The sequence below is a fragment of the Idiomarina seosinensis genome (assembly GCF_044797955.1).
Classification (GTDB): domain Bacteria; phylum Pseudomonadota; class Gammaproteobacteria; order Enterobacterales; family Alteromonadaceae; genus Idiomarina; species Idiomarina seosinensis_A.
On the sequence record NZ_CP085211.1, the window covers coordinates 1,828,192 to 1,841,605 of the forward strand.

Sequence of the window (13,414 nt, forward strand, 5' to 3'; positions counted from 1 at the left end):
GATTACAAAGTGACGGCTAAAAACGGTTATCGTCGGCTGCTCGTGCATAGTTATCAAAGCGCGATAGCTGCCCATGAAACTTTAATTCGATTCGGCCGATAGGCCCGTTTCGCTGTTTTCCAATGATGATTTCCGCCAGCCCCTGCTCCGCGCTATCCGGGTGATATACTTCATCACGATAAATGAACATAATGACATCAGCGTCTTGTTCAATAGAGCCTGATTCACGTAAGTCTGAGTTTACCGGACGTTTGTCAGAGCGCTGCTCCAGTGAACGGTTTAGCTGAGAAAGTGCAACTACCGGAACATTAAGTTCTTTGGCCAGGGACTTGAGCGAGCGAGAGATTTCAGCAATTTCAAGAGTTCGGTTTTCTGACATCCCGGGTACGGTCATCAACTGAAGATAGTCCACCATGATCATTGACAGCCCGCCGTGATCACGGGCAATACGTCGCGCCCTTGATCGCACTTCAGTAGGAGTTAGTCCTGATGCGTCATCGATATAGAGGTTATTCTTTTCGTTCAAGATATTCATAACTGAGGCAATTCGGGCCCAGTCATCGTCCTCCAGCCTGCCCGTTCTGACTTTATTTTGATCGACGCGGCTTAATGACGCCAGCATCCGCATCATAATTTGTTCAGCCGGCATCTCCAGGCTAAAAACCAGTACGGGTTTTTCCTCATTCATGGCAATATTTTCTGCCAGATTCATGGCAAAGGTGGTCTTACCCATCGAAGGCCGCGCCGCCACAATGATCAAGTCGGAGGGTTGCAGTCCCGCCGTCATCTGATCAAGATCATGAAAGCCAGATGAAACACCGGTTACACCATTGTGATTTTTTATTTTACTCAGTGCGTCGATACGCTCGATGGTACGAGCCAGAATATCTCCAATACCTTTAGGTCCCTCAGTCGCGCTAGTGCGTTTTTCTGCGATCCGGAACACCTTACTTTCTGCTTCATCCAAAAGCTGCTGACTGGTGCGCCCCTGAGTATCGTAACCGGATTCGGAAATATCATTAGCGGCAGCAATCATTTCCCGCAGTACCGCCCGCTCCCGGACAATATTGGCGTAGGCCAGGATATTGGCTGCACTGGGCGTGTTTTTTGATATCTCGCCTAAATAAGCAAAGCCACCCACTTTATCCAGTTCGGCTGATGCTTCCAGCACTTCAGAAACCGTCACCAAATCCATTGGCTGGCTGTTATCAGAGAGTTTCTGCATCGCTTGAAAAATTAACCGATGGCCGCGGTGATAGAAATCCTCGGCAATAATACTACCTGCAACTTTGTCCCAGGCATCGTTATCCAGCATTAAGCCACCTAAAACGGATTGCTCAGCCTCGATAGAATGGGGGGCTGACCGCAATGCTTCGATGGATCTGTCCTTCGATTTTACCGACTGTGCCATGCTAACGTTATGCTCTCTGGAAGGTTAAATTAACGCCGTTACTATAGCGTTATTCACGACTGATTTCGATACCTGTTGTGATACCGGGGTTATTAAAATATGCGTAGTTTTTTTAGTAACACAACTGGGCCCCAAAAAAAAAGCTGCCTGGAGGCAGCTTTTTAAGTCTTGGCTGTTGGCTGCTTTAGTTAGCAGCAACAACCTTCAGGTTAACTGTTGCAAACACGTCGGCATGCAATTGCAGTTCAATTTCGTACTCGCCGGTCTCGCGGATGGTACCGTGAGGCATCAACACTTCACTCTTCTGAACTTCCACGCCTGCTGCAGTTATTGCATCGGCAATGTCACGAGGACCGATAGAACCGAACAGTTTGCCTTCATCACCCGCTTTTGAGGCGATTTCAACACTATCCAGTGCGTTAACTTGTTCAGCGCGAGCTTCTGCTGCAGCTAGCTCTTCAGCTAGTTTTGCTTCGTACTCAGCACGACGCTGTTCGAATAAGTCAATATTCGACTTAGTTGCAGGAACAGCCTTGCCCTGAGGGAATAAGAAGTTACGAGCGTAACCTGATTTAACACTAACTTGGTCGCCAAGGCCACCCAGGTTAGCAATTTTATCTAACAGAATGATATTCATTTTTTCGCTACCCTTAATCTTGGTATTCGAACCGCTGCCGGCTTACTGATGCGAATCAGTGTATGGCAACAGAGACAAATAACGCGCGCGCTTAATGGCACGAGCTAACTGACGTTGATACTTAGCAGAGGTTCCGGTAATACGACTTGGAACAATTTTACCTGACTCAGTAATGTAGTTCTTCAGCGTAGCGATATCTTTGTAATCAATTTCTTTGACGCCCTCTGCCTTAAAACGGCAGAATTTACGGCGACGGAAAAAACGAGCCATGATGGTCTCCTTAAATCTGTTCGAGATGCTGAGCGTGCAGTACTAACCGAGATAAACCATTTTTATCTTCATGTCGGTGCAGAAAACCTTCCGCATGTACTTCACAACCCACCGTCAATTTTTGTAACCAGTGTTGTAACCCTTCACCGCTCAAAATGAGCTGTAACTTTACATAAGACTGACGATTTAAACCGGCTTCAGCCTGCATCGAGCGGTGCTCGATAACAGCCATCAGATGCTCTATTCCCGATGGGCTAACATCTAACCTGGCCGGCTTACAAATCGTTCCGGTAATATGCAATCGATTCATAAGTTACTCTGTAAGGGCTTAGCCATTAAGCGGCTTCACTGTCACCTTTGCGATCTTCACGCGGCTTAGTCAGCGGCGAAGGTTCAGTGATCGCTTCTTTTTTACGCATGATCATGTTGCGTAACACCGCATCGTTAAAACGGAATGCAGTTTCCAGCTCTTCAACAACGTCAGCAGTCGCTTCAATGTTCATCAGAACATAATGAGCTTTATGCAGCTTGTTGATTGGGTAAGCCAATTGACGACGGCCCCAGTCTTCTAAACGATGGATTTGCCCACCACCTTGCGTGATCGTTTCGCTATAGCGCTCGATCATGCCAGATACTTGCTCGCTTTGATCCGGATGGACCATAAACACGATTTCGTAATGACGCATTACAGTTTCCTTTTGGTTCGTATAGCCTCGGTTCAGCTCAGCCGCACTGACGTAGAAGCAAGGAACTCAACTAGTAGTTTATACAATGGCTGAATTAAGCCGCGCGATTCTAGCGTATTCTGTTTGGAATTGCAAGATTTGAGGTTTTAGGAATCAACGTTACGTTCAGTTTGCGGTTTGGTCAGTTTGGTGAGCCGCTTCAATTCGGTCGCTCAGTAATTTAACCAGTCGCTCTGACAGTTCGTGTTTAACTTCAGCATCTCCTCGGACGATAATGTGATCAACAGACTTGCCGCTTTTATTTATCGAGGCTTCTAACTGAATGTTCTGGTCATTTTTTTGCAGCAGCAGGCTTACCCGGTACTGAGCTTCACTGTCACTGACTTTGTGCCACTCGTGACGAACCTCAAGTCGATTATCAATATCTTCTACGACATCTTGTAGTACGCCGTTGCCAGCAGGCTCAAGTTGATAATCAAAAGCGACATACGGTTTTGTTGACCGCAAAAACTCAGCAGACTCCCAATTAGGAGTCCAGCTAATAAACAGCATGGCGACCAATAATAGCGCAATGCCAATAGGCAAAAGGCGTTGCTTAAGTTGCATGTCGTTGCCGCACCACTTCAAATAAGCAAACACCACTGGCAACGGACACATTGAGGCTGCTAACGCTGCCGGATAACGGAATGGAGACTAACTCATCGCAGGTTTCCCGAGTCAGTCGCCGCATGCCTTTACCTTCGGCGCCCATAACAATTGCTGTTGGCCCCCGATAATCGACCTGATAATAGCTTTGCGTCGCCTCGCCCGCAGTACCAACCACCCAAACATTCAGTCGCTGCAGTTCCCGCAGTGCGCGGGCCAGATTAGTTACCACTACCAGCGGAATAACCTCGGCAGCACCGCAGGCAACTTTACGTACTATCGGAGTAATCTGCGCGGATTTATCTTTAGGCACTACCACCGCAGTGACACCCGCTGCGTCAGCTGCTCTCAGACAAGCACCTAAGTTGTGCGGATCAGTCACCCCGTCAAGCACCAGAATCAGTGGTGACTCACTGCTTTGACCGAGCAAACCCTCTAAATCATTCTCAGTCAACGTTGGCAAGGACTTAACCGTTGCCACAACGCCCTGATGATTTCCCCCTTCAGCACGCTTATCCAATGCTTGTTTAGGTACCCATTGGGGCCGGATACCCAGCTGGTTAACCTGATTTACTAAAGCCTTAACAGGTTCATCCTGGCGCTCTTTTGATACATACAGCTCGACCAGTCGATCCGGATGATTTTTTATAATCGAGCGTACTGCATGTAAGCCAAATACGGTTACTTTTTGGCTCATGATTTTTTACTGCTCTTTGACTTGCTGCGCTTACGCGGCTTATTTTGACGCTTGCGCTCTGTCTTTCCGCTGCTGGCATTTTTACGCTTTTTGCCGGTCGGACTTTCAGCGGTCATTAGTTCAAGGTCAATTTTTCTTTCATCTAAATCAACAGACTTAACTTTTACCCTAACTTTGTCGCCTAATCGGTAAACCGTATTCGTATTATTACCAACCAACATCCGTTTCTGATTATCGTATTGGTAGTAATCATCGCCTAAATTGCTGATATGCACTAGACCATCAATCTGGTACTGGTTCAGGCGCACAAATAAGCCAAAGTTAGTAACTGACGACACCACGCCTTCAAATTCCATGCCGATATGATCGAGCATGAATTCGCATTTCAGCCACTCATCAACCTGGCGCGTGGCATCGTCTGCACGACGCTCGGTCATTGAGCAATGCACACCCAGGTTCTCAAGTTGCTGTTCACTGTATGTCCAGGCTCCCGCCAGGCCTTCTTCTGAACCTTCACGCTTGCGTAAGATGGCTTTGATAGCCCGGTGCAGGATTAAATCCGGATAGCGGCGTATTGGCGATGTAAAGTGTGAGTATGACTTTAACGCCAAACCAAAGTGACCTTCATTTTTGGGCTGGTAGACGGCCTGTTGCATCGACCGCAGCAACATGGTTTCAATCAGCTCGTAATCGGGTCTGTCTTTAACTTCTTCCAGCAGCTTGCCAAAGTCGGTCGGTGTCGGCTCATCGCCTCCACCCAAGCTTAAGCCCAACTCGGCCAGGAAGGCGCGGAAGTTAATTAAACGTTCATCAGCGGGTGCTTCATGCACGCGGAATAAGGCATTGATTTCTTCGTCGCTTTCGATTAGCTGTGCGGAAACCACATTCGCGGCAATCATGCACTCTTCTATGATCTTATGGGCCACATGACGCTTGACCGGTTCGATACGTTCTATTTTACGTTGCGCATCGAAAATAAAGCGAGTTTCCTGGGTGTCGAACTCAATTGCGGAACGCCGCTTTCGTACTGCCGCAAGGGCTTTATAAACACTGTGCAGCTGTTCAATGTTGTCCAGCACATGGCTGTATTGCTGACGCAGGTCAACATCGCCATCGAGGATTTGTTTTACTTTGGTGTAAGTTAAGCGGGCATGACTTTTCATAACTGCCGGATAAAAGCGCGCGTTCTTCAGTTTGCCACGCGGTCCCACCTCGATTTCCGCCACCATACAGAGGCGATCTACGTCAGGATTTAATGAACACAGTCCGTTGGATAACTTTTCCGGTAACATTGGGATAACGTTGTTCGGGAAGTAAACTGAGTTGCCGCGGTTAATCGCTTCATTATCCAGCTGAGTACCCGGCTTAACGTAATAAGATACATCAGCAATGGCTACCCACAGGCGCCAGCCTTTATCTTCCGGCATAACGCAAACCGCGTCGTCAAAATCGCGAGAATCTTCACCATCAATCGTAATCAGAGGTAGTTCGCGTAAATCGACCCGCCCGGCATACGCCTGTTGCGGAACCTCTTCACTGTAAGCGGACAATTCCTCTTCGATGCCGGCCGGCCACTGATCTGGAATATCGTGCTCACGAATAGCAATCTCTATCTCCATACCAGGCGCCATATGGTCGCCCAGAACCTCAGTCACTTTGCCAATTGGGCTGGTTCTGCGGTTTGGACGCCGGGTAATTGAAACAACAACTAATTGGCCGTGCCGTGCATTCAGGCTGTCTGCCTGCGGGATAAGAATATCCTGGCTGACACGCGAGTCGTCAGGTACCACTATGCCGAGATCATTTTCGATAAAGTAGCGGCCAACGATATCGTTATCCCGCGGCTCGACGACCCGCACGATGCGGCCTTCGGGGCGTCCCCGATTGTCCGTGCCGGCCGGCTTGACCAGAACCTTATCGCCGTGCAAAACCGAGTACATTTGGTGATGAGGAATAAAAATATCCTTACCGCCTTCATCAGGCTGGCAAAAGCCAAAGCCGTCGCGGTGACCAATAATACGGCCGCGGATTAACTGCATTCGCTCAGGTAAACCGTAGCTGTTCGCCTTGGTGTAGACTAATTGACCATCGCGCTCCATCGCTCTTAGCCGCCGCTTTATACCAATTTCCTGACGTTCATCAGTTAATTGAAAGTGGCTGACAAAGTCTTCAAAAGGCACTGGCTTTAAGCGTTCAGTCACTAGCTCAAGTAGCGCATCACGTGAAGGTATCTCGACCTCATATTCTGGAGTTGTTTTCTTGTCTTCGGTCATAAATTCCTGTTTGATTATCGAATTTCTTGCTTACTAATAACGATCAGTATACGCATCTTAAGATAAGTTGTCAGTTAAGATGCAAAGACAAAAAGCTCCCGATCAATTTGATGGGAGCTTTACAGTTAATCTCAGTCTGTCAGCATAGCAAACTTAATCTGTGGTTAAAGTCAGGTCTCTCTGCTGGATCATATTTTCTTCGATATCTGTCTCAGTAAACCAGATTGGGCGCAACTGTGGCTGCTGAGAATAGAGTAATGTCTGGTCAATATAATGATCTGAAAAGACATTGCGCGACTGTGAGTAAGTCAGCAAGCCATGAGCCAGTGGGCCTTGCTCGGTAAATTCCATGGTGAACATCCAACTAGAACCATAGCTGATGTGATAGCCAAGGCCTGCCTCAGTCAGGTTAGAGCCTTCCACCTGAGGATAAATAAGGCGTGGATAAATGGTTCCGTCAGAGCCGGTATTAGCCCGGAAGACATTAAAGCCTCCTTCAATATTGTTAGCCCCGCCCCATGGTAAACGCTGCCCGGAAGCTGCACCGGTAGGCAAGGCCCGCTCAACAAACTGAACCTCGCCTAAAGGCGCATCCAGCTGCATACCCAGGGATTGTACTCTGGCCATTGCATTACCGAGATCAGTAAGAACGGCAACGCTATTTTCAAGTTCGCGAGGAGTATTGATCGGATCCGTCGGATCAAACTCTACAGCCCACTTAGGATCTGCGTTGAACTCCGTAGCAAATTCTCGAAACAGCATTGCCCCGACGCTGTCTTTATTCATTGTTCCGTCCCATTGCCCCAGGACATCGCAGGCCGGCTTTATACTGATATTACCCGCCATAGTAGTCACCGGCTGTTCGCCCTGCCGGGTACATAATGACAACAGCGGATCAAGGACTTCTTCAGCAAGAAAACTGCGATTACTCAACAATTTTTCTTCGATATCAGCCCGGGTAAATTTACCGTCAGCAGAGCCCCCTTCCGCCAGCATCTTTTGGCCTAGACGAGAACGCCAGGACTGCTGATCGCCGGTTGGCCCCCAAAGTGGTGACACATTTTCGATAGGCTCTGCCGGGTTAGTTAGCCAGTAGCTGTTATTTGAGTTTTGTACAAAGTCTGTGCGTAGCAAGGAAGGCGCACGCTCAAAAGGCATCTTCCCATCAGCTTTGAACATGGCCGAGTTACCCGGCATTACAGGGAAGCCTGCTGACGAGCTGATCCCCTGCAGTAAGCTGTTCTGCTGCCAGGCGGCAATCGCATCTTCGCTGATATTCGGCACTGATGAGCCATCCGTGAAGAACGCATCGCCATCATTATCCACAGCCATCGCATTATTAAAAACAGTACCGGTGAAGTCGACAAAGCTTTGTCGATATTCTTCGATATTGCGGGACCGGTTCATGGCAAGCCAATGGTCGAGCACTTCGTAATTTGGCAAATTGGCGTCGTATATTGCGTAGGCGACTTGTTTACCAAAATCATCGGTACCCCAGGTTAAGGGGGAGTCTGGTACTTTTATTACCGTACCAAATTCACTTTGATAACTGGTTTTTTCCAGGGTTATTGTCTGACCACCGCCAATATTAACGTCTACCTGATGGGTTGCAGACTCCATTTGTCGAGCTTCGCCATCCACCAGGTAAGTCAGCCCCGTTTCGTCTGCAGGGTCTAATTCTAATTGGTGTACTACAAATCTGTTGGCAGTTGAAAACGTATGGGTCCAGGCGACGTTCTCATTAAAGCCAATATTAACAACACCTGGCATGCCTGATAAGGAACCACCGACCACTTTTAACTGGCCCGGTATTTCAATGCCAAATTGCCAAAAGCGCTGGTTACCTGTATGTGGAAAATGGGGATTAGCCAATAACATGCCGTTGCCGGTCGCACTGAGGTCCCGACCGATAGCCCAACCATTTGAACCCATTTCGGTCGGGTTGGCTTCAGGCATATGCACCTGGATTGCAGACATATCTGGTATTGATGCTTGTTGTGCAGCCATAACCGGTGTCGGTGCAAAGTCCTGACCCGGAGGTGCGGCAACAAATATGGCGCCGGTAAAATTACTGGCGCCGGGCAATAAAGCGACCCCCTGAGCGTATGTTAATACATCTACTGGAGTGATCTCGCGCACAAAGGGCTGACCAGCGCACTGCGGGTCAATGTTGGCCGAGCCGGTTTCACTCAAAAACTTATTGTACCCGGCTGAGTAACCTTGCAACAGCGCGCGGGACTCATCACTTAGTTCACTAAACCCTTGTTCAGCGTTTTCGCGAATACCCAGCGCCAGATAGCCAAAGTCATCGATGAGATTTTGGCTGTTCCCGGAACCGATGGGGTTATCGGGTCCAAAAAAGCGGGAGCGCTGAGAATTAAACTTAACGATTTGATCCGCCAGAATACAAATATTATCTTTCGCATATGCGTAGCCGACCCCAAAAGCCATACTTTCTACATTGTCGGCTTTTACGTAAGGAACTCCGTAGGTAGTCCAGGAGATATCGGCCTGCAACTCACCGTCTTCATCAAAGGTGGAAAGAGGCTCCTGATCCGGCAACGGGCTCGAGTAGTCGGGTTCTTCAGCTACGGGGGGAGGAGTATACTCCGGCACTTCATTTTCGGTGTTACAGCCAACTAAGGCTACGGCGCCGGCCAGCATCATACTGCGGTACAATAACGTTGTCTTCGGCAAATTCATCGTTTTTTCCTTTTTCGCGTCCGGTCAGTCCCGAACATTAATTATTAATAAAACGATACCGCCTCATTCGTTTTAACTACCGAGTATGAGATTTGCTGGTCCAACCTGCAACCCACTTTTTAAAAAAATGTTAAAATTTAATCTTCCCCTGCAAGTAGTCAATAGCCGTTCCCAGCAACTGCACGCGCTCACCCTGCAGCTCACAGCGTAAGGTGCCACCGCGTTTTGAAGCCTGCCGGCCAATCAAACTTTGCTTTCCCAGTTGCTTTGCCCAATAAGGCGTCAATTGGCAATGCGCTGAGCCGGTTACCGGATCTTCCGGTACATTAAGTTTGGGAAAAAAGCAGCGGCTGACAAAATCGTAATCATGATCCTGAGCCGTTACGACAACTCCGCGGGAATCCAGCTGCTTTAATAATTCAAGGTTAGGCTGTAAGGCTCGTACCTGCTGCGCGGTCTCCAGCACAACAATATGATCAAAGCCCAGCAGTACAGTAAGAGGTTCATGAGCAATACTTTGCGAAATGGCAACCGGAACGGGTACCTCAGTAGGCATGGTAGCCGGAAAGTCCATCATTAACCCATGCTCGGTGCGGGTCACTTGTAAATCCCCACTGCGGGTAGCAAAAGTTACCCGCTCACTTGTATGCCCTAAGTGTTCAAACACTACATGCGCTGCGGCAAGCGTCGCATGGCCACACAAATCGACCTCAGCAGCAGGCGTAAACCAGCGCAGTTCGTAGTGATCAGACACAGGAATAATAAAAGCGGTTTCCGATAGATTATTTTCTTCGGCAATTGCCTGCAACGTTTCGTCCGCCAGCCACTTTTGCAACGGCACTACTGCCGCCGGATTGCCCTCAAAAGCGCGTTCAGCAAACGCATCCACTTGGTACAAAGGTAACTGCATCAGGTAACTCCTTCGTTAAACAGAACGTAGTGTTAACGAAGCTTATTTGATTTGTGCGGATGGGGCAATTTAAGTCGATGAGAGCTTTATCGATAGTGGTGGCTCAGGGCGGACTCGAACCGCCACTCCGTGAGGAACCTGATTTTGAATCAGGCGTGTCTACCAATTCCACCACTGAGCCATAAGGTGCAGGTGTTGATTAACCAACGGCTCGAATTATACCCATGGCCTGACGCTAATCAAGCAAAGATTACTTAAAAGCGATGCTTTTTCGTTTAACTGGCGATTACTTAAGCAGTTTTATGTTTTCTTATTGCCACTGCCCCGTTAACCGTGTTCGTGTTATTATTCTGAGCATTGAAAGCATAACGACTCTGGTCGAACATATGATAACTGAAGCCCAGAAATTACACGCAAGTTTCCCTAGTGCAGGTTTCTTACGCCGACTAGCCGCCTGGTTTTACGATTTACTGGTTGCCGCCGCCATTATCATGTTGGCATCTGCACTGGCGTTGGCTTTTGCTGGGTTGTTGTCGGCCACCGGCATAATCCAGCTCGACCAAAATACTGACCATGCGGCATGGCTGTCACAAGGGCCGTGGTATGGTATTTATTTAGTATTGGTACTGGGTACGTTTTTTGGTTATTTTTGGAAGACATCAGGCCAGACCGTGGGGATGCGGGCCTGGCGTCTGAAACTGCAAAACCGGGATGGCAGTAAGTTAAGTTTAAAACAGACGGTGTTAAGACTGCTTACTTGTTTTGGTGGTATTGGCTCATTATGGGTTCTTGTCGATTTTAAAAACCGCCGGGCAATTCAGGATTATGTTGCCGGTACCGAGCTGGTCGTTTTATCAAAAGATGCTAACCAGCTATTTTATTGGCACGATTTATAATTCAGGTACCCTTTTTCTGCATAAAATACACAGCCAGTGCCGCAAAAACCAGGCTCGGTAATAAGGCGCCTAACACGGCCGGCAATTGGTAAACCTGAGCCAGCGGGCCAAAAATTTCGTTGGTCACATGAAAGCCGAAACCGGTAACGACGCCCAGTAATATTCTGGCGCCCATGCTGGTTGATCGCAACGGCCCAAAAATAAACGATAATGCGACCAATAACATCACGGCTACCGTTAGCGGAGCTAATAATTTACGCCACAGCGCAAGTTCATAGCGTTGGGACGACTGTTGATTGCTCTGCAGGTAAGTTAAGTAGTCAAGCAGCCCGCTGATTGAGAGAGACTCTGGCTTCACCGTAACCACTCCCAATTTATCCGGCGTTAAGCTGGACTGCCAGTTTACTACCGGCGCTTTTCGCTCAATAATCTCACGCTCGCCAACCTCCGTTATGGTGACCTGATTAAGCCGCCAGTCACCATTGCTGAAAACCGCGTTATCCGCATAGGTTACCTGCTCTAGCTGTTGCTGCTGGTCAAACTGATAAATTAATACCTTGTTTAAGCGACCGGTGTCCTGCACTTCGCCAATATTAATAAAGCGATTACCATCCTTTGCCCAGACTCCGCGCTGTGCCGAAATCAAACTACCGCCAGAAATTTCCTGCGCCCTTATCAGACGCCCTTTGGCTTCCATCGGTGGCGCTACCCACTCACCGATAGCCATCACCGCGACCATCATCACGATAGCCGTTTTCATTACTGCTGCCGCAATATTTAAACGCGACCGACCGGCAGCCATCATCACCACCAGTTCTGAATTACTGGCCAACATTCCCATGCCGATTAAGCCCCCCAGTAACGCTGCCATGGGGAAAAATATTTCAATATCCCGCGGCAGGCTGTACATCACAAACAAAGCCGCATCAATAACTTCGTAATTACCCCGGCCTACCGCTTTCAGCTGTTCAACAAACCGAATTAAGGCAGATAAACCAGTCAGTACTGCCAGGCTAAGCAGTGACGTACGCAGCACGGTAATGCCAATATACTTATCTAAAATACCGAACATTAGCTGCGCCCCCAACGTAAACTGGCTAAAAATCTAAGCCCTGTCGGACGGCCTTTAAAAATTAAAATGAAGCCGAACAATAATAGGCCCAGATGGATCCACCAGAGACCTATCGAGGTTGGAATGACACCGTCCCGAACCGCCGACTTGGCTGCCATTAGCAGCAAAAAGTAACCCAGGTAAATCAGTAACGCAGGAGCCATGCGGGCAAACTTTCCCTGCCGGGGATTCACGCGGCTCAGCGGTACTGCAATTAAAGTTAACAACGGCATTGCTAAAGGAATGGCAATACGCCACTGTAATTCGGCAGTGGCTGCGGGGGTATTCCGCTCGGCCAGCTCTGCTGTCGAATAGGCTTCCAGTTTGCGCAACTGTTCATTGACCGGCTGCTCTTTAATCTGCAGGCGGTAACTATCAAAATTCATCAGCTGATAGCTTTCGCCGTCACCAGCAAAACGCTTACCTGAATTTAGCTCAAGCCACTGTGACCCCGATACCTCCGTTATCACCTCACCACTATCAGCCATCACTACACTGCCCGACTGCAACTGACCTTGTTCATGCTGGTGCTGAGCAACAAAAACTTGCTGAAGTTTGCCATCGTCCGTTTGTTGTTGAATAAAAATCACCGCTTTTTGGTTACTGGCCTGTTGAAAGCGCCCCGGCATCAATGCCGTTAAACCACTGTCTGCACGTGCCTGTTCCTCAATATGCTGTTCCTGCGCCAACGCCCAGGGAACAGCCCAGAGGGTTAATACCGACGTGGCTAAAGCTAATATTACGGCTAACACTAAGGTTACGCGGGTTACATACCATTCACTAACGCCACAGGCATGCAGTACGGTCATTTCGTTATCTGCATAAATACGTCCGTGCGCCAGCAGAATACCCAGAAACAAGCTTAAGGGTAAAATCAGTGCCAGCAGAGCCGGTAAGTTCAACGATAATAACTGAAAAATAATCGTCCCCGGAATATCACCTTCCGATGCGTCAGACAGCACGCGCACAAACTTCTGGCTGACAAAAATAGTCATCAGAATAAACAAAACCGCAAGTTGTGACTTGAAGGTCTCGCTGATTAAATATTTAAAAATGCGCACAGATATCGACTCTTTAACCTTGGTTTTTACTGGAATAGCTGAGATTTTTAAGTAAACTTGTTATTTTAACAACAAATTTATGCTTTGGGTAAACTATAGCAGGCCTTAAGCCCT

General features: G+C 48.3%; 13 protein-coding genes and 1 tRNA gene. 1 reads left to right on the forward strand and 13 read right to left on the reverse strand.

Features of this window, described 5'->3' with window-relative positions:
- Positions 1-16 precede the first annotated feature (16 nt).
- The 11 genes from dnaB to LG288_RS08765 all read right to left on the reverse strand — a co-directional run bounded on the left by dnaB (position 17) and on the right by LG288_RS08765 (position 10,413).
- A complete protein-coding gene (dnaB, locus tag LG288_RS08715) occupies positions 17-1,411 on the reverse strand; it encodes a replicative DNA helicase (RefSeq protein WP_404399812.1) in 1,395 nt (464 codons plus the stop codon).
- A gap of 184 nt (positions 1,412-1,595) precedes the next feature.
- Complete coding sequence (rplI, locus tag LG288_RS08720) at positions 1,596-2,048, reverse strand: 50S ribosomal protein L9 (RefSeq protein ID WP_404399813.1); 453 nt, start codon at positions 2,046-2,048, stop codon at positions 1,596-1,598.
- Positions 2,049-2,090: 42 nt separating this feature from the next.
- Positions 2,091-2,318, reverse strand: a complete 228-nt coding sequence (gene rpsR, locus LG288_RS08725) for a 30S ribosomal protein S18 (protein ID WP_006956988.1) — start codon at positions 2,316-2,318, stop codon at positions 2,091-2,093.
- Positions 2,319-2,328: 10 nt separating this feature from the next.
- Entirely contained in the window at positions 2,329-2,628 is a 300-nt protein-coding gene (gene priB / locus LG288_RS08730) for a primosomal replication protein N (RefSeq protein ID WP_404399814.1), read from the reverse strand.
- 25 nt (positions 2,629-2,653) lie between these two features.
- Positions 2,654-3,004: a 30S ribosomal protein S6 gene (gene rpsF / locus LG288_RS08735; protein WP_404399815.1), complete on the reverse strand. Its 351-nt coding sequence runs from the start codon at positions 3,002-3,004 to the stop codon at positions 2,654-2,656.
- A gap of 165 nt (positions 3,005-3,169) precedes the next feature.
- Positions 3,170-3,610 (reverse strand): signaling protein, encoded by a 441-nt coding sequence (locus LG288_RS08740; protein ID WP_404399816.1) that lies wholly within the window; start codon positions 3,608-3,610, stop codon positions 3,170-3,172.
- Positions 3,600-4,346 (reverse strand): 23S rRNA (guanosine(2251)-2'-O)-methyltransferase RlmB, encoded by a 747-nt coding sequence (rlmB, locus tag LG288_RS08745; protein ID WP_404399817.1) that lies wholly within the window; start codon positions 4,344-4,346, stop codon positions 3,600-3,602. Before rlmB ends, LG288_RS08740 begins: the two co-directional genes overlap by 11 nt.
- Positions 4,343-6,619: a ribonuclease R gene (gene rnr / locus LG288_RS08750; protein WP_404399818.1), complete on the reverse strand. Its 2,277-nt coding sequence runs from the start codon at positions 6,617-6,619 to the stop codon at positions 4,343-4,345. Before rnr ends, rlmB begins: the two co-directional genes overlap by 4 nt.
- Before the next feature lie 153 nt (positions 6,620-6,772).
- Positions 6,773-9,322 (reverse strand): acylase, encoded by a 2,550-nt coding sequence (locus LG288_RS08755; protein ID WP_404399819.1) that lies wholly within the window; start codon positions 9,320-9,322, stop codon positions 6,773-6,775.
- 130 nt (positions 9,323-9,452) lie between these two features.
- A complete protein-coding gene (locus tag LG288_RS08760; protein WP_404399820.1) occupies positions 9,453-10,232 on the reverse strand; it encodes a PhzF family phenazine biosynthesis protein in 780 nt (259 codons plus the stop codon).
- A gap of 96 nt (positions 10,233-10,328) precedes the next feature.
- A tRNA-Leu gene (locus LG288_RS08765) sits at positions 10,329-10,413 on the reverse strand.
- 205 nt (positions 10,414-10,618) lie between these two features.
- Between LG288_RS08765 and LG288_RS08770 the strand changes: the two genes are divergently transcribed.
- On the forward strand, positions 10,619-11,128 hold the full coding sequence (locus LG288_RS08770) for an RDD family protein (protein WP_404399821.1): 510 nt from the start codon (positions 10,619-10,621) through the stop codon (positions 11,126-11,128).
- A 1-nt stretch (position 11,129) separates the two neighbouring features.
- On the opposite strand, the gene lptG is transcribed toward LG288_RS08770, so the two are convergent.
- Both lptG and lptF read right to left on the reverse strand, forming a co-directional pair.
- Complete coding sequence (gene lptG, locus LG288_RS08775) at positions 11,130-12,200, reverse strand: LPS export ABC transporter permease LptG (RefSeq protein WP_404399822.1); 1,071 nt, start codon at positions 12,198-12,200, stop codon at positions 11,130-11,132.
- Entirely contained in the window at positions 12,200-13,300 is a 1,101-nt protein-coding gene (lptF, locus tag LG288_RS08780; RefSeq protein ID WP_404399823.1) for an LPS export ABC transporter permease LptF, read from the reverse strand. The genes lptG and lptF overlap by 1 nt, the downstream gene beginning before the upstream one ends.
- Positions 13,301-13,414: the final 114 nt, after the last annotated feature.

Coding starts and splice junctions, on each gene's coding strand:
- rnr (WP_404399818.1), bottom strand. CDS start 6,619: ATGACCGAAGACAAGAAAACAACTCCAGAATATGAGGTCGAGATACCT.
- lptG (WP_404399822.1), bottom strand. CDS start 12,200: ATGTTCGGTATTTTAGATAAGTATATTGGCATTACCGTGCTGCGTACG.
- LG288_RS08740 (WP_404399816.1), bottom strand. CDS start 3,610: ATGCAACTTAAGCAACGCCTTTTGCCTATTGGCATTGCGCTATTATTG.
- LG288_RS08755 (WP_404399819.1), bottom strand. CDS start 9,322: ATGAATTTGCCGAAGACAACGTTATTGTACCGCAGTATGATGCTGGCC.
- rlmB (WP_404399817.1), bottom strand. CDS start 4,346: ATGAGCCAAAAAGTAACCGTATTTGGCTTACATGCAGTACGCTCGATT.
- priB (WP_404399814.1), bottom strand. CDS start 2,628: ATGAATCGATTGCATATTACCGGAACGATTTGTAAGCCGGCCAGGTTA.
- rpsF (WP_404399815.1), bottom strand. CDS start 3,004: ATGCGTCATTACGAAATCGTGTTTATGGTCCATCCGGATCAAAGCGAG.
- rplI (WP_404399813.1), bottom strand. CDS start 2,048: ATGAATATCATTCTGTTAGATAAAATTGCTAACCTGGGTGGCCTTGGC.
- rpsR (WP_006956988.1), bottom strand. CDS start 2,318: ATGGCTCGTTTTTTCCGTCGCCGTAAATTCTGCCGTTTTAAGGCAGAG.
- LG288_RS08770 (WP_404399821.1), top strand. CDS start 10,619: ATGATAACTGAAGCCCAGAAATTACACGCAAGTTTCCCTAGTGCAGGT.
- LG288_RS08760 (WP_404399820.1), bottom strand. CDS start 10,232: ATGCAGTTACCTTTGTACCAAGTGGATGCGTTTGCTGAACGCGCTTTT.
- dnaB (WP_404399812.1), bottom strand. CDS start 1,411: ATGGCACAGTCGGTAAAATCGAAGGACAGATCCATCGAAGCATTGCGG.